The sequence below is a fragment of the Francisella orientalis FNO12 genome (assembly GCF_001042525.2).
GTDB lineage: Bacteria > Pseudomonadota > Gammaproteobacteria > Francisellales > Francisellaceae > Francisella > Francisella orientalis.
This window is the reverse complement of sequence record NZ_CP011921.2, coordinates 1,682,102-1,701,581: the sequence shown is the minus strand read 5'-3', so window position 1 is coordinate 1,701,581 and position 19,480 is coordinate 1,682,102. Positions and strand designations below refer to the sequence as shown.

Sequence of the window (19,480 nt, the reverse complement as noted above, 5' to 3'; positions counted from 1 at the left end):
TTATGAGTATAGCTACGCAAGAATTTGATGCTATTGTAATTGGTGCTGGTGGTGCTGGTTTAAGAGCATCTTTTCAGTTGTCGCAGTCAGGTTTTAAAACTGCTGTTGTTTCTAAAGTTTTTCCTACTAGATCCCATACTGTTGCAGCTCAAGGTGGTATTGCAGCGGCACTAGGGAATGTTGAGTTTAATGACGGATTGCCTTCAGATGATTGGAAGTGGCATATGTATGATACTGTTAAAGGTTCTGACTATATTGGTGATCAAGATGCGATCGAATACATGTGTGAACATGCACCACAGTCAATTATTGAGTTAGAGCATATGGGTATGCCTTTTTCAAGACTAAAAAACGGTAAGATATATCAGCGAGCATTTGGTGGTATGTCTAGAAATTGTGATCCCGCTAATCAGGCAGAGAGAACTTGTGCTGCAGCTGATAGAACTGGGCATGCGCTTTTGCACACTCTGTATCAAGGTAATCTTTCTCATAAGACTGATTTTTATACAGAATGGTTTGCTGTTGACTTGGTCAAAGCTGATGATGGAAGTATAGCTGGTGTAATAGCTCTTAGTATAGAAACAGGAGAAACGGTCTTCTTAAAGGCAAAAATTACAATATTGGCTACTGGCGGAGCAGGTCGTATATACGAATCTAGTACTAATGCTTATATCAACACAGGTGATGGTATGGGTCTTGCTTTAAGAGCATGTTTACCACTTCAGGATATGGAGTTTTGGCAATTCCACCCTACGGGTATTGCTGGAGCGGGAGTTCTGGTTACTGAGGGTTGCCGAGGTGAAGGTGGTGTGCTACGTAACAAAGATGGCGAGAGATTTATGGAGAGATATGCTCCTAATGCAAAAGATCTTGCTTGTCGTGATGTTGTGTCGCGTGCATCGCAACAAGAAATTATGGAAGGTCGTGGTAATACTTTCTCTGGAACAAGCTGTGTCTGGTTGGATTTGACTCATCTTGGTGAAGAAGTTATTGATGAGAGATTACCTACAGTTAGAGAGTTGGGTAGAACTTTTGCTGGTATTGATCCTGTTGAGAAGCCAATACCAGTTGTACCTACCTGTCATTATCAAATGGGTGGGATACCAACTAACAAGCATGGTCAAGTAATTACTCAGGTGAATGGCGAAGATAAAGTCATTGGAGGCTTATATGCCGTTGGTGAATGCGCTTCTGTATCAGTGCATGGTGCAAATAGACTTGGTAGTAACTCATTGTTAGATTTAGTTGTGTTTGGTAGAGCTGCAGGCATGCATGCTGAGCAAAGTTTGAAAGAAGGTATGCCTTCAAAAGAAGTTTCGCAAGAGAATATTGAAAAAGCTACTGCTAGAATCACTAAGTGGGATACTTCTGAGCAAAGAGGTTGTCAAGAAAAAATAGCAGTGCTTAGAAAAGAGCTTCAGCAGACTATGCAACAATACTTCTCGGTGTTTAGACAAGAAAGTACAATGAAAGAAGGTCTTAATAAATTATTCAAAATTAGAGAAAGACTTGATAATGCTGTTTTGGAAGATAATTCTAGAATTTTCAATATGATGAGAATAGAGGCTTTAGAACTTGATAATCTTGTATTGACTGCGATAGCCACAGCGAAGTTAGCACTTGAGAGAAAAGAGTCTAGAGGTGCGCATTCGAGAGTGGACTATCCTGAAAGAGATGATAAGAACTGGATGAAGCATGCGTTGTATTTCTTAGATGGTGATAAGACATCACAGCGTGATGTAAATATGTCTCCTACTAAGGTTAAAGCTTTCCAACCAGCAGAACGTAAGTATTAATACGAGGATTTGATAAATGGATGTAAGATTTAAGATTTATAGATATAATCCAGAAGTAGATAAAAAGCCATATTATGATGAGTATACTGTCACAGTAGAAAATGAGGGAGTTAAAGTCTTGACTGCTTTGGAACTTATCAAAGAACAGGACCCTACATTAGCTATGAGAAGATCTTGTAGAGAAGGTGTTTGTGGTTCTGATGGCATGAATATTAATGGTAAAAACCGTTTGGCATGTATTACCTCAGTTGGGGAGTTAAAACAACCAGTTAAAGTTAATCCTCTACCGGGCTTGCCAGTTGTTAGAGACTTGATTGTTGATATGAAGCAGTTCTACAAAAACTATGAAAAGGTTAAACCATATCTTATAAATGATGAAGAGCCTCCTGTCAAAGAAAGACTACAATCACCTGAAGATAGAGCTGAATTGGATGGTCTTTATGAGTGTATTCTATGTGCATGTTGTACAACATCATGTCCATCTTTCTGGTGGAATCCAGATAAGTTTATAGGACCTTCAGGTTTGTTACAGGCATATAGATTTATTGCTGATTCAAGAGATACTGCTACGGAACAAAGGCTCGAAGACTTAAAAGATCCATTTAGTCTATTTAGATGTAGAACTATTATGAACTGTGTTTCTGTGTGTCCTAAAGGTCTTAATCCTACGGAAGCTATCGGTAAGATCAGATCTGCACTATTAAAGAAAAATGTGTAAAATTTAAAACCTGACATTTAGGTATTTATATGAAAAAAAAACAACTGGATTTTAGTCAGTGGTTGGAAACAACCCAGCTCTTCGGAGGTAATTTAGAATATCTTGAATCAATATATGATGATTATATTATGGGTAACTATGAGGACATTGATCCAAAATGGTTGTCCTTTTTTGATTCTATAGCTAGTTCAACAGATACTGTGCATCGCGACTTGGTTGATGAGTTCAAATTTTTGGCTAAAAATAGATCTACTGCTACGACAGTTATTAGTGGTGAAGGTGATATAAGCTTAAAAGCAAAAGCTCTTGTAAAAGCTTATCGATCTCATGGCTACAAATCAGCAAATATTGATCCATTAGGATTAATGAAGTATCAAAGAGATTCTGATCTAGAGTTAACTGCACATGAGCTATCTGAAAAAGATTTATCTGAGAAAGTTAATCTTGGTGAATTTACTGATAATAAAGATATTACACTGAAAGAAGTAATAGCTAAAGCTAAGGCAATTTATGAATCTAGTGTAGGCTATGAGTATAGATACATTGGTAACAAAGAAGAAAAATTATGGCTTCAAGATAAGATTGAAAAAAACTTATCTACGGAGAAGTCAGATAAAAAATGGATTTTGCAACAGTTGGTTGCAGCAGAAGGCTTAGAGAAATATTTAGCATTAAGATATGTGGGTCAAAAAAGATTTGGCCTTGAGGGTGGAGAATCTTTAATTCCATCTCTTCAACATGTTATAGAAAAAGCTGTATCTAGACATTCAACAAGATTTATCCAATTAGGTATGGCTCATAGAGGTCGCTTAAATGTTCTTGTGAACGTTATGGGTAAAAATCCTAAAGATTTGTTTGAAGAGTTTGAAGGTAAGAGAAGTGAAAAGAGCCTGTCTGGTGACGTCAAGTATCATATGGGATATTCGAACTATAGATGTATTGATGGTAAAGAAGCAAAAATTGCACTAGCGTTTAACCCATCTCATCTTGAAACGGTAGATCCTGTTGTAGAAGGTGCTGCTAAAGCGATACAAGATAAATTGGAAGGTAATGTGTATAACAAAGTACTTCCTATATTGATACATGGAGACGCAGCTTTCTGTGGGCAAGGTATCGTAATGGAGACTTTTGGTTTTTCACTTACTGAAGCGTATGGAACGGGCGGTACAGTTCATCTTGTTGTAAATAACCAAGTTGGTTTTACTACTAGTAGTGCATTCGGAGTCAATAGAAGTAGCAACTACTCAACTGATATTGCAAAAATGGTAGATGCACCAATCTTTCATGTAAACTGCGATGATCCTGAGGCTGTACTTAAGGTTGCTGATATAGCTCTTGAATACCGCATGAAATTTAACAAGGATGTGGTTATTGATTTGGTTTGCTATCGTAGAAACGGACATAATGAAACTGATGAGCCATCAGGAACTCAACCACAGATGTATGAAGTGATTAAAAAGCTTCCTTCGACATTAAAATTATATAGTGAAAAACTTCTTAAAGAATGCGTTGTTGATGAGAATCTTCTTGCACAATTAAATGCTAACTATCGTAGTAAGCTTGATAATGGTCAAGTTATTATAGATATTCTTGATAGAAAAGCAGTGAAAGATAAACTTAATGTCTGCGATTGGTTACCATATATTGGTAAGCAAGAGACTAAATACACGTACAATGCAATATCTGAGGGTAAACTTAAAGAGCTAGCTCTAAAAATGAGTGCAGTGCCTGAAGAAATTAAAGCTCAGATGCAGGTTAAAAAAGCTATAACAGATAGAGTCAAGATGGCGAATGGCGAGCTTCCATTAAACTGGGGGTTTGCTGAATCTCTTGCTTATGCGACACTACTTGATGAAGGTTATTCCGTAAGGATATCTGGAGAAGATAGTGGTAGAGGAACATTCTCTCATCGTCATGCGGTTGTTAAAAATATGGATACTAGCTCACAACTAAGAGAATATATTCCACTTCAACATATTAATGGAAAAACTCGATTTGATGTTATAGATTCTACATTATCGGAATATGGTGTTTTAGGATTTGAATATGGGTATAGTTGTTATAGTCCAGATTCGTTAGTAATTTGGGAAGCTCAGTTTGGTGACTTTGTAAATACAGCTCAAGTAGTTATTGATCAATTTTTGGTGGCGGCTGAAGAAAAATGGGGTATCTTGTCAGGGTTGACATTATTTTTACCTCATGGTCAAGAAGGTGCTGGTGCTGAGCATTCTTCAGCACGTTTAGAGAGATTTTTACAATCATGCGCAAATAGAAATATGCAAGTTTGTACTCCTACCACTCCAGCACAAATATATCATTTGCTGAGACGTCAAGTGATTAGACTGCTTAGAAAGCCATTGATTGTAATGACGCCTAAGAGTTTATTAAGAAACCCTATGGCTGTGTCTACACTAGAAGAGCTCTCAAAAGGTAAATTTGAATCTATTATAGATGATGCAAGTGCTAATAAAGAGAAGGTTAAAAAACTTATACTTTGTAATGGTAAGGTTTATTATGATCTAATTGCTAAAAAGCAAGATGCTCATGAAGATATTGCTGTAGTAAGACTTGAGGAGTTGTATCCGTTTCCACAAGACGAACTCGCAGATATTTTTGCTAAGTATAAGCATGCTGACAAGGTTGTATGGCTACAAGAAGAGCCTCAAAATAAGGGTGCTTGGTATAATATTAGACACTTCATAGAAAAGCTTGTGTTAAAAAAACAGGAGTTGCTGTGTGTCGCGAGAGAGAGGTCATCTACTCCTGCAGTGGGCTATCATACGTTGTACGTCAAACAGCAAGAAGAAATTATTAATAGAGCTTTAGAAATATAAAATTTAAGTTGTTACTAGGAGTAAGAAATGATTGAATTAAAAGTACCTATGTTTCCAGAGTCTGTCGCAGATGGCACATTAGCTCAGTGGAATAAAAGTGAAGGTGATTTTGTTGAAGAAGGCGATATAATTGTTGAAATCGAAACTGATAAAGTGGTTATGGAAGTTCCAGCCACTGCCAGCGGTATTCTAAAGGGAATCAAAAAGCAAGAAGGTGATATAGTCTTGTCTGAAGAATTTTTAGCAAATATTGATACTAATGCTTCAGCTTCTGAGCCAAAGCAAGAGGTTGTTGCGGAGGTTTCTTCACAAGCTTCTGGCAAAGAAGTAGATGTTAAAGCACCTGTTTTCCCAGAGTCTGTTGCAGATGGTACAGTTTCTGAGTGGCATAAGCAAGAAGGTGATGCTGTAGCAGAAGGCGATATTTTAGCTGAGATCGAAACAGACAAAGTGGTCATGGAAGTTCCAGCGACATCTAATGGAGTTTTATCAAAAATATTAAAACCTGCTGGTGAAACAGTTCTTTCATCAGAGCTAATAGCAAAAGTTATTGAAGGCGCAGTGGCATCTGCAGCACCTAAGTCAGAAACAAAAGCCCAGGAAGATAAAGGTAATGATCCTCATTTAGTTCCTTCTGCACGTAAAGCATTTAATGCAAGTGGATTAGATTCTGCTGTAAGTATTGAAGGTACTGGTAAGAAAGGACGTATAACATCTGAGGATGTTAAAAAAGCGGTATCTAGTAGCAAGACACAACAGCCTACTATAGTCGCTAACCAAGGTCCAAGATACGAAAAAAGAGTTAAGATGACTCGTTTACGTCAAACTATTGCAAATAGATTAGTTGAGGTTCAGCATACTAATGCAATCTTGACGACGTTTAACGAGGTTGATATGAGTGCAGTTATGGCACTTAGAAATAAGTATAAAGATATATTCCTTAAAGAGCATGATATAAAGCTTGGTTTTATGTCTTTCTTTATTAAAGCAGCAACTGAAGCACTTAAAAAGTTCCCAGATGTTAATGCTTCTATTGATGGTGATGAGATTGTTTATCATAACTACTTTGATATTGGTATAGCTGTTGGTACGGATAGAGGCTTAGTAGTACCTATTTTAAGAGATATAGATGGTAAATCTTTAGCGGAGCTTGAAGCAGATGTGCTTGATAAAGCAATTAAGGGTCGCGATGGTAAATTAAGCCTAGAGGATATGCAAGGTGGTACGTTTACAATTACTAATGGTGGTACTTATGGATCTATGTTATCTACACCAATCATTAACTCACCACAAAGTGCGATCTTAGGTATGCATAATATCGTTGAAAGACCAGTAGTTGTAAATGGCGAGATTAAAATCCGTCCAATAATGTATTTAGCATTATCTTATGATCATAGAATTATTGATGGTGGTACATCTGTACGATTCCTGAAAATGATTAAAGAATTGTTAGAAGATCCAAATAGAATTTTACTACAAGTTTAATTATTTTTCTTTCAATTTATTCTAAAGGTATTTTTCTCATGAATTTAGATTTTATAAAAGACAGAATCATTGCTGTGCCAGACTTTCCGAAGCCGGGTATAGTGTTTAGAGATATCACCCCATTATTAGCAGATCCTCAAGGTTTAAAAATGACTGCAAAAGCTATGGCTGAAGAGTTGAAGTCGAAAGGTATAAGGCCGACTATTATTGCTGGTACTGAAAGTAGAGGGTTTATTTTTGGGGTAGCACTTGCAGAAGCTTTAGGCTTAGGATTTGTTCCTGTAAGAAAACCAGGCAAGCTTCCTAGAGAAACTTACAAAGTGAGCTATCAATTAGAGTATGGTAGTGATAGCTTAGAGATTCATAAAGATGCTTTTAAGGATACAGATAAAGTATTGGTTGTCGATGATCTGTTAGCAACTGGTGGCACAGCAAAAGCAACTGTTCAGCTTATCGAAAAAACTCAAGCAAGTGTTGAGGGTCTTATATTTGTAATAGAGCTTGAAGATCTGAATGGTAGAAAAACTCTTGAAGGATATAATGTTTCAGCATTAGTGAAATACTAAAGGATAATTATGGCTAAGTATTTTGGTACAGATGGTATTCGTGGTGAAGTAGGTAAATCTGTTATAAAAGCAGAATTTATGCAAAAGCTTGGAAATGCGGTTGGGGCATTAATAAATGAAAGAGATTATCCGAAGTTTGTTATTGTTGGGCAAGATACTCGTAGTTCGGGGGAATTCCTGAAATTTGCTTTAGTATCTGGATTAAATGCTGCAGGTATTGATGTGATTGATCTAGGTGTAGTCCCTACACCTATTGTAGCTTTTATGACAGCTAAATATAAAGCAGCGGCTGGATTCGTAATCACAGCATCACATAATAAGTTTACTGATAATGGTGTTAAGCTTTTTTCATCAAGTGGATTTAAATTAGACGATGCTCTAGAAGAAGAAGTTGAAGCTAAAATTGATTCGGATTTTATTTATCAGACAGAGTGCAAGTTTGGTAATTATAAGGTTGCTGAAAACTTTATAGACGAGTATATTGAAAACTTATTTGAAAGTTTTGGCTCTTTGGTTAACTATAAAGGTAAAGTTGTCATAGATTGTGCTCATGGTGCTGCTTCAAATAATTTTGAAGCATTGCTTGATAGATTTGGTATTGACTATATTTCTATAGCATCTAATCCAGATGGTTTAAATATAAATGTTGATTGTGGGGCGACTTGTACCTCAAATATTAAAAAAGCAGTTAAAGAGCATAATGCTAACCTAGGGATTTCTCTAGATGGGGATGCAGATAGAATTATTATTGTTGATGAGAATGCTCAAGAAATTGATGGTGATGGAATATTAAATATTATTGCTCAATATAGTAATATTTGTGGTGGTACTATTGGTATTGTGGGTACACAGATGACAAATATGAGTTACGAAAATCATTATAAAGCAAATAACATACCATTCATTCGCTCTAAAGTTGGTGATAGATATGTTCTAGAAGATTTGGTTAAGCATGGCTATAAAATAGGTGGGGAGTCATCAGGACATGTTATCAATCTGAACTTTGGAACTACAGGTGATGGTTTATCGACAGCTATTCAGTTGTTAGCGATTTTTTCGCAAAGTGATAAACCAGTATCAGCGTTTAAATTACCTGGTGAATTAATGCAACAGACTATGATCAATGTTCCACTTAATTTTAAAGTAACATCTGATGATTTAGCTAAGCTAGTTGGTGATGTTGCTAAAGCTGAAGAGCGATTAGGTAGTCGAGGACGTGTACTGTTGAGACCTTCAGGAACTGAACCAGTTCTGAGAGTTATGGTTGAAGCAGATGCTAAAGATTTAGCTACAAAAGAAGCAGAGCATCTGGTTGAAAAGGTAAAACAAAAATTGGTGTAGATATGCAAAAATTAATAATGGGAAATTGGAAAATGAATGGTAGCTCTGCAAGCATTAAAGAGCTTTGCAAGGGTATTTCGGAAGTTGATTACAATAGTGAAAAAGTCGTTGTTGCTGTTTTTCCTTCAAGTGTATATGTTAAAGAGGTGCTTGCGCAGCTTCCTAAAGAAATTGGAGTAGGTCTGCAAAATATTACTTTTTATGATAATGGTGCATATACTGGAGAGTTATCTGCAGAGATGTTACATGATGTTGGTTGTAATTATCTACTTATAGGCCATTCTGAGAGAAGATCTTTGTTTGGTGAAACTGATCAAGATGTTTTCAAAAAACTTAATAAAATTATAGATACATCAGTTGTGCCAGTTGTATGTATAGGTGAGTCGCTAGAAGATAGACAAGGCGGAAGGTTAGAAAAAGTACTAACAATACAATTAAGTCCAATATTAGAAAATTTATCTATTGAGCAACTTGCTAAGGTTGTAATAGCTTACGAACCTGTTTGGGCTATAGGTACAGGAGTGGTAGCATCTTTGGAGCAAGTACAAGAAACGCATCAATTTATTCGTTCGCTTGTAGCTAAAGTTGATGAAAATCTTGCTAAAAATATGAAAATAGTGTACGGTGGTAGCCTGAAAGCTGAAAATGCTAAAGATATATTAAGCTTACCAGATGTTGATGGTGGCTTGATTGGTGGAGCATCTTTGAAAGCTTCTGAGTTTAACGAAATAATAAATCAAGCAAATAAAATATGTACGGAATAATTTTAACTATAGATATTATCGCAGCTATCGCTATTGTAGCTCTAGTTTTGCTACAACAAGGTAAAGGCGCTAATATGGGTGTTTCTTTTGGTGCAGGTGCTTCTAATACTGTTTTTGGTAGTAAAGGAGCAGCTTCGTTTTTATTTAAAATGACGGTATTCTTTACGGCAGTATTTTTTGTATGTTGTCTTACTTTAGGATATTTAGGTAAAAGTCAAAATACAACTGCTAGCATAAGTTCAGTTAGTACTGATAACTCTATAGCTAGTCAATATGATCAATATCAAAAAGAGATTGATCAAAGTTCTACTAGTACGAAAAAATAAAGTACTCTATTTAGCACCGGTGGTGGAATTGGTAGACACGCCATCTTGAGGGGGTGGTGTCCGTAGGACGTGCGAGTTCGAGTCTCGCCTGGTGCACCAAAATCTAGAATTATTATAAAGATAATTTTCTGATAATATAACAAATACATATTGTTCTTTAGTTTTTTTAGTATGAGCCAAAATTTTGGAAAAGTTATTGATAAGAATGTAATAGAAGGTACAAGATATTTCATATCTTTAGTTGAATTAGGCTCGTACACGGCAGTAAAAAATTACTACTCTGTTGAAATTAGTACAGTTCGAAATAAATTAGAACTTCTTGAAAGTTATTTAGGAGTTAAGCTAACTCGTCCAAGTCGTAATAAAATAGATATAACAGATTGTGGTAAAAAATATTATTTATCGTGTAGTAATAAGTAGAAATAACGAAGTATGGTAAAAAATACTATGCATCTTGCCATAGATTATATATGGATTTAGAAAATAGTATTCTTTCTAGTAAATATAAAGGCGTTGATAAGTTAAAGTATATACGTATTTTTAGTACTAGAACATTTGTCAATTACATTTCACCAAATATTCATGAAATAGATACTAAGGATGATTATACTTTTACTTTTGATAGTTACTTATTGTATCAAGCTAATAGCTATATTTATCAATTAAACAATTATGATATAGCTCTTATATCATCTAAAGATCTTGAGAAAATAGATCAAGACCATTGGATGGTTTGTGCAACTATAGATTCGGTGAATTTACCATCTAAAGTGTATGTTAGTCAAGAATTATTAGATAAGTATGATTTGAAAGCCAATCCTCTAAGGGTTTTTGAGCTTCCTTTTATTATGCGAAGAGATCAATCATCTTTTAGCTTAAATGTTACAGTAGATGGTAAGGATATAAGTCAAAGTATTAAAAAGATAAAGTATCTCGTTGAGGATGACTTACATAAAGTTTCTCTGATTGAGAAGGGGTTGGGAGTTGGTGTTTTGTTAGATAATTATGCACAGATATCAAATTCATCTATTGTTGCTGTAGATGGAATTACAACAGAAATATTTCATGATAAGCAAGCAGTAATAGTATCAAAGCATGTTAGAAATAGAACGAAGTTAATAGAATTTCTTCGAAAACATGCTAAAAATTATGTTAGTACGGTTCTTGGTCAATAGCTATTGGTCTATATATTATTGATATTATAAATTCATAATGGTAACTTAAAATCATCTTTGAAAAAATAGGTTAAAAATGAGAAAGATTCTAATAATTTCTAGGATGATTTTATTGACGGCGATATCTATGTCAGTTATGTACGCAGATGATACTCCATCATCAACAGCAGTTCCCATTAGTAAGGTTGTTGCAAATATATACTCTCAAGGCTACCCAAGTATCAATAAAATCGAGTTTGATGATGGAGTATATAAGGCAAAAGTAATTAATGATGTCGGCAAAGAAGAGTATCTGTATATAGATCCGAATACAGGTAAAGTTCCTTTGCCAAAAAAAGGCTCAACGCAAATCAACATGAGTGATGCTATAGCTGCAGTACCTAGTGATAGATGTAAAACTATTATAAGCGTTGAAGACAAAAGTGATGTTTATGAGGTTGAATGTGTAGATACTGCTAATAAAGAGGTTAAAGTATATGTTGATGCTATTAGTGGTAAGATATTTCAAATTGAATATGATGATTAAATAAATATATTTATACAGTCATTTAAGAATAAGTAGCCCTTATATGTAGGCTTGACGTTATCTTTGTTTACTTTTAGTAAACCTCTGTCTATAGCCGTTTGTAAATTATTTTGTATAATACTCCTTGGTAAAAAAGTTTGCCTTTCAAATAGATCAAAGCTGAAACCATGTCGTAAGCGAAGGGTGTTGAGCATAAACTCATAGACTAAATCATCCTGACTGACAACATTTGAATCTTTTATAAAGTTATCTTCCTGTGAATATATTTTGGGATGTTTGTGTTTCCAAGTTCTTTTGATCTCTTTGGTTTGAAGATTTGTAATCTTGCTATGAGCTCCAGCACCAATACCTATATAGTCACCGAAATTCCAATAGTTTGAGTTATGAACTGATCTTAAATTATTTTTTGCATAAGCTGATATCTCATATTGATAGTATCCAGCTTCTTGGAGTAGTTTTTTACCAGTTATTTCAATTCTTTCTAGAGTTTCTTCGTCTGGTAGTTTTGGAGGCTTTACTGCAAAAAGAGTATTTGGTTCTATAGTTAGTTGGTACCAAGATATATGTGTTGGCTTCATTGCGATTGCTTGAGAAATATCAAAAACTCCATCTTTAAAGCTCTGATTAGGGAGACTATGCATGATATCAATATTAAAATTAGAAATGGTTGAATTCTTAATTTCTTCGATGGTTGTATAAACATTGTCACAATTATGAATTCTACCTAGTAACTTTAGCTTTTCATTTTGGAAGCTTTGTACACCAACTGAGATACGGTTTATACCAATATTTGCATAGTCTGAGATAGAACCACGTTCGACAGTGCCTGGATTCATTTCTAGAGTTATTTCGCAGTTAGGATTAATCTTTGCATTATTTTTTATATGTTGTAGAACTTTACCGAGATAGTCTGCCTTAAAAAGAGAAGGTGTACCGCCCCCTATAAAAATACTTATAACTTCTCTATCTTGTAGATTTTTTAGATGAGTATCAAAGTCGGCAATTAGTTTTTTGTAATAATCTTGTGAGAGGTATGTATCATCTTTGATTGCATGTGAGTTGAAATCACAGTAAGGGCATTTACGTACACACCAAGGAAAGTGTATATATATTCCTATTTGTTTGTTTATATTAAACATCTTATGCCTTAAAGATGAGAAATTTACTAACAACAAAAGTATATACAGCAACTAATCCCATTGTTATAAATAGTGCAAGTAAATATTGTATATGTAAAAGATGAAGCAATACATAATATATGCTTTCATTAAGAGCTAAACCTATCATGACATTAATGAAAAATTGTGTGGCAGCCTTTTTATGTGATTGAGTTGTTGTTGAGAATGTCAAAAATCTATGTCCAAAATAGCTGACATTAAAAGCAATAAGAAATGCAAAAAAATTTGCTACCATAGGCTTGAAAATATCAAGTTCAACCAAGAACCATACAATAATGAAGTTAGTTATTGAGGCTAATATACCTATAATAATAAAGTAAGATAATTGTTTTTTTAACATTAGTTTGTGGAGTTTTACAGTAGTTGTTTATATTATAACTATTAAAGAGAATTTTATAAGGGAAAGTTCAGTGGAAATAATTAAATATCAATTGGGAATTGTTGAAGGCTTACCATCATCTGCTTTATATATGATGTTTAGTATCAATAAAGAGAATGATGTTAAGTTTGGATTAAAGGTATTACAAAAGTTTGTTGATAGTAAGAGTGTAGTTGCTGGATTTGGTAAAGATCTTTTGCAAATGTTTGATCTTCCTAGTGATGATAATTTCAAAAGAGCTAAATTTAATAATGAAAAAATGCCAGATAATGATGGTTATGACTTGGTACTTTGGCTAAGAGGAGATGATCGAGGAGAGCTATTTCATAATGCACTAAACATCAGAAAAGCATTGCAAGATTTCTTTACTGTAGAAAAAATAGTGTCTAGCTATACCTATCATGGCAAGTATGATTTATCAGGATTTGAAGATGGTATTGAGAATCCTAAGGGTGGAGAGATTGTTCCATCATCAATAATACCAGAAGGTAAGTTAGAAGGGTCGAGTTTTTGGGTTCTTCAACAATGGTTACATGACTTTGATTGGTTAAATAATGCAAGTCAATCAGCTAAAGAAGAGTGTATAGGTAGGTCTCTAGATGATTCTCATCAATTTAAGGATTTGAAAGACTTCGCTCATGTTAAGAGATCTGCCAAAGAAAACTTTGATCCGGAAGCAGAATTGCTAAGAAGATCAATGCCTTGGTCAGATAATAATCTAAATGGAGGGTTTATGTTCTCTGCGTTTGCATTATCATTTAGATCATTTAATTTACAGATGGGTAATATGCTCGGTGGTAGTGATGGTATTGTTGACGGAGTCTTTAAATTTTCTAAGATTATTGATACGAGCTATTTGTGGTGCCCACCTTTCAAAAAAGGTAAGCTTGATATTTCATTATTAAAGTGATGCAAAATAGCTGAAAGATTATATTTTATATACAAATACTCATTAACAGGTTAAAATATGCGCGTGTTATGCAAAAATTAATTAGTATCTACGGAGGTTAAAGCATGTCTGATATTAAAAATATCACTAAGCTACAGATAGAGGAAAAAGGAAAGAAATACTCTCTATATAGCTTAAAGAAACTTTCTCAAGAGCTTGGTAAAGATGTAACTCGTCTTCCTTATTCTATCAGAGTATTACTTGAAAACCAACTAAGAAATATAGATGGATATAAAGTAAAAGAAGATGATATGCATAAGGTTTTAGATTGGGACGCTAAAGCTAGCTCAAGACCTGAAATTCCACATATGCCAGCTAGAGTAGTGATGCAAGACTTCACAGGTGTACCAGCTGTAGTTGATTTGGCAGCGATGAGAAAGGCTATCAAAGATGCTGGTGGCGATGCTGATAAGATTAATCCTCTTGTAGATACAGCTATGGTAATTGACCACTCTGTACAAGTTGATTACTATGGAACAAAAACGGCTTTAGCGCAAAACGTTGCTAAAGAATTTGAAAGAAATGGTGAAAGATATAGTTTACTTAAATGGGCTCAGAAAGCATTTGATGATTTCATAGTTGTACCGCCTGGAATGGGTATTATTCACCAAGTAAACCTTGAGTATCTTGCAAAGGGTGCATTGGTTAAGAATGTTGATGGTGAAGATGTTATTTATCCGGATACATTAGTGGGTACAGATTCACATACTACTATGATCAATGGTGTTGGTGTAGTAGGTTGGGGTGTAGGTGGTATTGAAGCTGAAGCTGTTATGCTTGGCCAACCATATTACATGGTTCTACCTGATGTAGTAGGTGTTAAGCTTACTGGTAAACTAAAGACTGGTGTTACAGCAACAGATTTAGTACTTGATATTACTGAAGTACTTAGAAAGCACGGTGTTGTTGGTAAATTCGTTGAGTATTATGGTGAAGGCTTAGAGAGTTTATCTCTACCAGATAGAGCGACTATCGCAAACATGGCTCCAGAGTATGGTGCTACTATTGGTTTCTTCCCTGTTGATGAAGTCACGTTAGACTTCTTTAACAATACAAATCGTAGCGAACTTGTTGATGTTGCGCGTGATATGTATAAAGAGCAATTATTATTTAGAGAAAATCCGGCAGAAGAACCTGAATACTCTAGTATTGTAGAAATTAATTTATCAGAAGTTGAATCTAACCTTGCTGGTCCTAAGCGTCCACAAGATAGAGTTGCTTTCTATGATATGAAAAAGGCATTCAAAGAAGCTTTAGTTCATGAGCAAGGTTTACATGGTTTTGGTTTAACTGATGAGCAATTACAAAAGTCAGCTGAAGTAAAAGGTCTTGGTGAGAAAATCACTCATGGCTCACTTGCTATTGCGGCAATTACTTCATGTACAAATACATCTAACCCTTCATTATTGTTAGGTGCTGGATTACTGGCTAAGAAAGCAAATGAGAAAGGTCTGAAAGTTAAACCTTTTGTTAAAACATCATTAGCTCCAGGATCTCAGGTTGTTACTCAATATCTTGAAAAGGGAAATCTATTGCCAGAGCTTGAGAATTTAGGATTTAACCTTGTTGGGTATGGTTGTACTACTTGTATTGGTAACTCTGGTCCTCTAGATGAGCCTGTAGTAGAAGCTATTAATGAAGCTGATCTTGTAGTAGCTTCTGTAAGTTCTGGTAACCGTAACTTTGAAGGTCGTATCAATCCTCATGTTAAAGCGAACTATTTAGCTTCTCCTATTCATGTTGTTGCTTATGCTTTAGCTGGTACAGTTGACTTTGATCCAGTTGAAGATGCTATTGGGATAGATGCTGAAGGTAATAGTGTTTACTTAGCAGATATTTGGCCAACTACAGAAGAGATTGCTGCAATTCAGTCTGATGTAATCAACTCAGCAATGTTTGAAAAAGCTTATGCTACTGTACTTGATGGAACAGAAGATTGGCAAAAACTTGATGCTCCTGAAGGTAAGCTTTATGAGTTTGATAGTTCTTCTACTTATATCCAATGTCCAAACTTCTTTGAGAAGTTTGCGGAAGGCAAAGATGATTTAGATATCAAAGGAGCTAGAACTCTACTTATGTTAGGTGATTCTGTAACTACAGACCATATCTCACCTGCTGGTGCAATTCCAGAAGAGTATCCTGCTGGGCAATATCTAAAATCTCATGGTGTTGAGAAAAAAGATTTCAACTCTTATGGTTCTCGTCGTGGTAACCATGAAGTTATGATGAGAGGTACATTTGCTAATATCCGTATCCGTAACTTACTTTTAGATAATGTTGAAGGCGGATATACTAAGTATCATCTTGATAGTTCACAACAGTATGTTTTTAATGCAGCTATGAAATATAAGGAAAAAGATATTCCTTTAGTAATCTTGGCTGGTAAAGAGTATGGTACTGGCTCATCACGTGACTGGGCTGCTAAAGGTACATTCTTACTAGGTGTTAAGGCTGTTATAGCTGAGAGCTATGAAAGAATTCATAGATCTAACCTTGTAGGTATGGGTGTATTACCTCTTGAATACGTCGATGGTCAAAATGCTAAGACTCTAGATTTAGATGGTTCAGAAATGTTTAATATCAAGAATTTAAACAATATTCAGCCTCGCCAGAGAGTAGTTGTAGAAGCTGTACATCCAAAAACTGCACATACTACAACATTTGAAGCATTAGCTCGTCTAGATGCAGATGTCGATGTTGATTACTTGAAGAATGGTGGTATTTTACAAACGGTTCTTAAAGATATCATGAATCAAAAAAAAAAATCTAGTTCAATAAATACTGATAGTAATAGCTGTTCTGGAGATGCATCAGAGTCTTCTTGCCCATTTTCAAAGATGGCTAATTTCTTTAAAAAACTATTCAAATAATTAATCTCTGAAAATTATTTAGTTCTCTATTTTTTTATTCTTTAATAGTGATAAAGTTTCATTATAACTATTAATTTTGTTTTTATATATGATAAGAAAACTACTAACTCTTTGTGTGCAAAAAAAGCATCAGATTTGCATCTATCATCTGGGTGTAAAGCCAAATATAGAATCGATGGCGACCTGATTGATATCGAAACATCTCCTGTATTAAATGATAAGATGATTTCACAAGTGCTCTTGGAGATTATGATAGATGATCAAAAAGATGAGCTTATAGAAACTTATGAATGTGATTTTTCGATCGATGATAAAGATAATGATGCAAGATTTAGGGTTAACGCTTTTTTTCATAATCGTGGCTATGGTGCGGTATTTCGTCGTTTAGAAAATACGATTCCTACTCTAGATCAATTTTGAGCTCCATGGATTCTTAAGGATGTCCAAGCTAAACAAGGAGGACTGATTTTTGTCACAGGGCCTACAGGTTCGGGTAAAAGTAGTACCTTAGCAGCTTTAGTCAACGAAATTAACCACAAAGAGGATTCTCATATTTTGACTATTGAAGACCCTGTTGAATTTGTGCATACAAGTCAAAGATCTTTAGTCAAACAGCGTGAGGTTTAAAAAGGTACTAAAAGCTTCAATGCTGCTTTAAAATCAGCACTAAGGGAGGATCCAGATTGTATCCTAGTTGGAGAGATGCGTGATTTAGAGACAATACGTTTGGCTCTTGAGGCAGCTGAAACAGGTCACCTAGTATTAGGAGCATTGCATACTATGTCAGCGATTAAAACTGTGGATAGGGATATATCGGTATTTCCACCAGCTGAGCAGGAACTAGTGTGTAATATGTTAGCAGAATCTTTACAGATTGTAATATCTTAGCGTCTTCTTAAGCGTAAAGGAGAAGGTCGTGTAGCTGCGTATGAAGTTCTTATATCTAATACAGGTATAAGGAATATGATAAAAGAAAACAAGCTTTCTCAAATCTATACAGCACTACAGACTGGTATAGCAAAAGGTATGGCTACTATGGAGCAAAGTATTGAAAATCTTCTTAAAGCATGAACAATAACTCCAGAAGAAGCCGCTAAATATATAGTAGTAAGATAGAGTATGCTCCGAATAATATTCGACTCTTTTTGATTATAATAGATTTTTAATCTGATTGGCTAATATTGAAGCACTTGTAAATGCAGATTCAACACGCCCCTTTATACACCAGTCTCCACATGCTGAGATATTCTGGTTTGTATCAATAAAGTAACTAGGTGTATTTTGTTTACCTATATTTGCATAGCGCCAAGCATGTAGTGTTTTATACTCTGGCTTATTTAGATCTACGGCCAATATCTCTTTGGCTCTTTCAAAAATTGTTTCTAGGATTTGTTCACGATCGCAATCAATATATTGATTAGCCCATTTATTTGCAGAGTGTATAACTAAGCAGCTAGAGGTATTACGTTCTGGTTTTGAGCTATTGACAGATATCCAACTAATTATTTCATCATGTACTAGAGCAGCATCAAAATCTAGACTAATTTCTCTATCATAACCAAGCATCAATGAAAAGCAGCTATCCATTTTTATCGAGCTAATTTGGTTATAAAAAGGAGTGTTTTGAGGTAATAAATCTTTAAGTTGGTCTTATGGGATTGCAAAAATAATCCAGTCAAAACATCCTAAAAATTGATTGTTATCATCTTTAACAATCCAGAGTTTATCTTCTTTAATGATAGAGCTAACACGTGTGTTTAGAGATATATCTAGATCTTCAGCTAAGTATTGAGCTATTGCATTCATTCTAGGAGAGCCAACATAATGTTTATATTCATTATCCTAAGATTTTTGATTTATTATCTTAGAGTTTTTGATTTCAACAAAATTAGCTTACCAGTTTTTGATTATGCCTTGATCTATCATTGGTTTAAGGAACTCTTTAAATTCTGGGGATTTAGCAGTGAAATATTGAGCTCCATGATCAAAGTAGTAAGGGTCAGCATATCTTGTTGACATTCTGCCACTAACTCCGCGAGATTTTTCAAAAATAGTTATTTGTACCGAATCTTTTAGAATATTTGCAGCGGTTAATCCAGCAAGACCAGCACCGATTATTGCCACTTTCATACAAGACTCCAAGAAATTGCTAGTAAAATAACAACGCATAGTGTTATTGGTAGTCTTATATATTTGAAATATTTTGAACTAATAAGGTCTAATTTAAAGAAGTAGTAATCGACTTTAAGTAATACTAGAAATTCTGCTATAAGTAATAATATAAAATCTTTGGGATCTAAGTTTAGATATCCAAATCAAATAATTATTGCATTTAAATTACTAGTAAGCTGTATAAATATTTTTGTAGAGCTGGGTTCTAAATTAATTTGTCTGCCCCAATGGGTTCCAGCCATAAATGATGCAATAACTACGCCATATAGTGAGATAGCTTTAATTATATCGCCAAATATTAAAAAGTCGCTATAACCAAGTATTAGACAGAGTGAGAAGAAAACAAAAGGTATTAATCCAAAATATGCGAGATAAATATCTAGATTTTTATAGCTTTTCAA

General features: G+C 34.7%; 19 protein-coding genes, 1 tRNA gene and 1 pseudogene. 15 read left to right on the top strand and 6 right to left on the bottom strand.

From position 1 onward, the window contains the following. The first annotated feature begins 2 nt into the window (after positions 1–2). The 12 genes from sdhA (at position 3) to FNO12_RS08670 (ending at position 11,531) form a co-directional block, all read left to right on the top strand. Positions 3–1,796 (top strand): succinate dehydrogenase flavoprotein subunit, encoded by a 1,794-nt coding sequence (gene sdhA / locus FNO12_RS08720; protein ID WP_014714630.1) that lies wholly within the window; start codon positions 3–5, stop codon positions 1,794–1,796. Positions 1,797–1,812: 16 nt separating this feature from the next. After that, a complete protein-coding gene (locus FNO12_RS08715) occupies positions 1,813–2,514 on the top strand; it encodes a succinate dehydrogenase iron-sulfur subunit (RefSeq protein ID WP_014714631.1) in 702 nt (233 codons plus the stop codon). Positions 2,515–2,543: 29 nt separating this feature from the next. Continuing rightward, the gene (locus FNO12_RS08710; RefSeq protein ID WP_014714632.1) at positions 2,544–5,348 is read left to right on the top strand and encodes a 2-oxoglutarate dehydrogenase E1 component; all 2,805 of its coding nucleotides are present in this window, start codon (positions 2,544–2,546) and stop codon (positions 5,346–5,348) included. A 27-nt stretch (positions 5,349–5,375) separates the two neighbouring features. Continuing rightward, on the top strand, positions 5,376–6,833 hold the full coding sequence (gene odhB, locus FNO12_RS08705) for a 2-oxoglutarate dehydrogenase complex dihydrolipoyllysine-residue succinyltransferase (RefSeq protein WP_014714633.1): 1,458 nt from the start codon (positions 5,376–5,378) through the stop codon (positions 6,831–6,833). Positions 6,834–6,871: 38 nt separating this feature from the next. Continuing rightward, positions 6,872–7,399 (top strand): adenine phosphoribosyltransferase, encoded by a 528-nt coding sequence (locus FNO12_RS08700; protein WP_014714634.1) that lies wholly within the window; start codon positions 6,872–6,874, stop codon positions 7,397–7,399. A gap of 9 nt (positions 7,400–7,408) precedes the next feature. After that, on the top strand, positions 7,409–8,740 hold the full coding sequence (gene glmM, locus FNO12_RS08695; RefSeq protein ID WP_014714635.1) for a phosphoglucosamine mutase: 1,332 nt from the start codon (positions 7,409–7,411) through the stop codon (positions 8,738–8,740). Positions 8,741–8,742: 2 nt separating this feature from the next. After that, complete coding sequence (gene tpiA / locus FNO12_RS08690; protein ID WP_014714636.1) at positions 8,743–9,504, top strand: triose-phosphate isomerase; 762 nt, start codon at positions 8,743–8,745, stop codon at positions 9,502–9,504. After that, positions 9,492–9,830, top strand: coding sequence for a preprotein translocase subunit SecG (secG, locus tag FNO12_RS08685; protein WP_014714637.1), 339 nt, complete (start codon positions 9,492–9,494; stop codon positions 9,828–9,830). The genes tpiA and secG overlap by 13 nt, the downstream gene beginning before the upstream one ends. Positions 9,831–9,843: 13 nt before the next feature. After that, a tRNA-Leu gene (locus FNO12_RS08680) sits at positions 9,844–9,929 on the top strand. A 72-nt stretch (positions 9,930–10,001) separates the two neighbouring features. After that, the gene (locus FNO12_RS11220; protein ID WP_064504915.1) at positions 10,002–10,250 is read left to right on the top strand and encodes a hypothetical protein; all 249 of its coding nucleotides are present in this window, start codon (positions 10,002–10,004) and stop codon (positions 10,248–10,250) included. Positions 10,251–10,300: 50 nt separating this feature from the next. Next, the gene (locus FNO12_RS08675) at positions 10,301–11,005 is read left to right on the top strand and encodes a LysR family transcriptional regulator (protein WP_231138731.1); all 705 of its coding nucleotides are present in this window, start codon (positions 10,301–10,303) and stop codon (positions 11,003–11,005) included. Between the two features lie 76 nt (positions 11,006–11,081). After that, positions 11,082–11,531: a PepSY domain-containing protein gene (locus FNO12_RS08670; protein ID WP_014714638.1), complete on the top strand. Its 450-nt coding sequence runs from the start codon at positions 11,082–11,084 to the stop codon at positions 11,529–11,531. Here FNO12_RS08670 and hemW read toward each other — a convergent pair. Further along, complete coding sequence (gene hemW / locus FNO12_RS08665) at positions 11,528–12,670, bottom strand: radical SAM family heme chaperone HemW (protein ID WP_014714639.1); 1,143 nt, start codon at positions 12,668–12,670, stop codon at positions 11,528–11,530. The genes FNO12_RS08670 and hemW overlap by 4 nt on opposite strands. Position 12,671: 1 nt before the next feature. Next, positions 12,672–13,049, bottom strand: a complete 378-nt coding sequence (locus FNO12_RS08660) for a GtrA family protein (RefSeq protein ID WP_014714640.1) — start codon at positions 13,047–13,049, stop codon at positions 12,672–12,674. A gap of 70 nt (positions 13,050–13,119) precedes the next feature. Here FNO12_RS08660 and FNO12_RS08655 point away from each other — a divergent pair, with 70 nt between their 5' ends. The 3 genes and pseudogenes from FNO12_RS08655 to FNO12_RS08645 all read left to right on the top strand — a co-directional run bounded on the left by FNO12_RS08655 (position 13,120) and on the right by FNO12_RS08645 (position 17,978). Next, positions 13,120–13,998 carry a Dyp-type peroxidase gene (locus tag FNO12_RS08655; protein ID WP_014714641.1) on the top strand — a complete coding sequence of 293 codons (879 nt, stop codon included), beginning with the start codon at positions 13,120–13,122 and terminating at the stop codon, positions 13,996–13,998. Positions 13,999–14,102: 104 nt separating this feature from the next. Continuing rightward, on the top strand, positions 14,103–16,907 hold the full coding sequence (gene acnA / locus FNO12_RS08650) for an aconitate hydratase AcnA (RefSeq protein WP_030005775.1): 2,805 nt from the start codon (positions 14,103–14,105) through the stop codon (positions 16,905–16,907). A gap of 88 nt (positions 16,908–16,995) precedes the next feature. Further along, positions 16,996–17,978 (top strand): annotated as a pseudogene (locus FNO12_RS08645) (type IV pilus twitching motility protein PilT). Between the two features lie 78 nt (positions 17,979–18,056). Here the strand turns inward: FNO12_RS08645 and FNO12_RS11215 are convergent. From FNO12_RS11215 to FNO12_RS11200, 4 genes are all read right to left on the bottom strand, one after another. Further along, positions 18,057–18,494, bottom strand: coding sequence for an NAD(P)/FAD-dependent oxidoreductase (locus tag FNO12_RS11215; RefSeq protein ID WP_014714642.1), 438 nt, complete (start codon positions 18,492–18,494; stop codon positions 18,057–18,059). A 63-nt stretch (positions 18,495–18,557) separates the two neighbouring features. Further along, entirely contained in the window at positions 18,558–18,713 is a 156-nt protein-coding gene (locus FNO12_RS11210; protein ID WP_030005772.1) for a hypothetical protein, read from the bottom strand. An 87-nt stretch (positions 18,714–18,800) separates the two neighbouring features. Further along, entirely contained in the window at positions 18,801–19,037 is a 237-nt protein-coding gene (locus tag FNO12_RS11205) for an NAD(P)-binding protein (RefSeq protein WP_041257298.1), read from the bottom strand. A gap of 185 nt (positions 19,038–19,222) precedes the next feature. Next, complete coding sequence (locus FNO12_RS11200) at positions 19,223–19,480, bottom strand: DUF3429 domain-containing protein (protein WP_014714643.1); 258 nt, start codon at positions 19,478–19,480, stop codon at positions 19,223–19,225.

Bases quoted from the DNA above. Each gene is read 5' to 3' on its own strand.
- FNO12_RS08715 (WP_014714631.1), top strand. From the start codon at position 1,813: ATGGATGTAAGATTTAAGATTTATAGATATAATCCAGAAGTAGATAAA.
- odhB (WP_014714633.1), top strand. From the start codon at position 5,376: ATGATTGAATTAAAAGTACCTATGTTTCCAGAGTCTGTCGCAGATGGC.
- FNO12_RS11210 (WP_030005772.1), bottom strand. From the start codon at position 18,713: ATGAATGCAATAGCTCAATACTTAGCTGAAGATCTAGATATATCTCTA.
- glmM (WP_014714635.1), top strand. From the start codon at position 7,409: ATGGCTAAGTATTTTGGTACAGATGGTATTCGTGGTGAAGTAGGTAAA.
- FNO12_RS08700 (WP_014714634.1), top strand. From the start codon at position 6,872: ATGAATTTAGATTTTATAAAAGACAGAATCATTGCTGTGCCAGACTTT.
- FNO12_RS08710 (WP_014714632.1), top strand. From the start codon at position 2,544: ATGAAAAAAAAACAACTGGATTTTAGTCAGTGGTTGGAAACAACCCAG.
- FNO12_RS11205 (WP_041257298.1), bottom strand. From the start codon at position 19,037: ATGAAAGTGGCAATAATCGGTGCTGGTCTTGCTGGATTAACCGCTGCA.
- secG (WP_014714637.1), top strand. From the start codon at position 9,492: ATGTACGGAATAATTTTAACTATAGATATTATCGCAGCTATCGCTATT.
- tpiA (WP_014714636.1), top strand. From the start codon at position 8,743: ATGCAAAAATTAATAATGGGAAATTGGAAAATGAATGGTAGCTCTGCA.
- FNO12_RS08670 (WP_014714638.1), top strand. From the start codon at position 11,082: ATGAGAAAGATTCTAATAATTTCTAGGATGATTTTATTGACGGCGATA.
- FNO12_RS08660 (WP_014714640.1), bottom strand. From the start codon at position 13,049: ATGTTAAAAAAACAATTATCTTACTTTATTATTATAGGTATATTAGCC.
- FNO12_RS08675 (WP_231138731.1), top strand. From the start codon at position 10,301: ATGGATTTAGAAAATAGTATTCTTTCTAGTAAATATAAAGGCGTTGAT.
- sdhA (WP_014714630.1), top strand. From the start codon at position 3: ATGAGTATAGCTACGCAAGAATTTGATGCTATTGTAATTGGTGCTGGT.
- hemW (WP_014714639.1), bottom strand. From the start codon at position 12,670: ATGTTTAATATAAACAAACAAATAGGAATATATATACACTTTCCTTGG.
- FNO12_RS11220 (WP_064504915.1), top strand. From the start codon at position 10,002: ATGAGCCAAAATTTTGGAAAAGTTATTGATAAGAATGTAATAGAAGGT.
- acnA (WP_030005775.1), top strand. From the start codon at position 14,103: ATGTCTGATATTAAAAATATCACTAAGCTACAGATAGAGGAAAAAGGA.
- FNO12_RS11215 (WP_014714642.1), bottom strand. From the start codon at position 18,494: ATGGATAGCTGCTTTTCATTGATGCTTGGTTATGATAGAGAAATTAGT.